Here is a 228-nt window from a genome sequence, read left to right on the forward strand (position 1 = left end):
GTCGGCGTTCTGCGCGAAGTGCTCGCGGATGCCCTGCTCGACCCGGCGGGCCTACCCCAGGAGACCGCCCTCCTCGACGGCCTCGAACACGGCGAGCGCCGCCGCCGTGGCGACGGGGTTGCCGCCGTAGGTGCCCCCGTGGCCGCCCGGGTGCACGGAGTCCATCACCTCGGCGCGGCCGGTGGCGCCGGAGAGCGGCAGGCCGCCGGCGGTGCCCTTGGCGGTCGC

At 78.1% G+C, this 228-nt stretch carries 1 pseudogene; it reads right to left on the reverse strand.

Annotated elements, in window-relative coordinates:
* Positions 1-54: 54 nt before the first annotated feature.
* Positions 55-228, reverse strand: a pseudogene (locus tag KVS67_RS13815) (aminotransferase class III-fold pyridoxal phosphate-dependent enzyme); the annotation flags it as partial.

Origin of the sequence: Micrococcus sp. GbtcB5 (assembly GCF_019091605.1) — a bacterium.
Lineage (GTDB): Bacteria > Actinomycetota > Actinomycetes > Actinomycetales > Micrococcaceae > Micrococcus > Micrococcus luteus.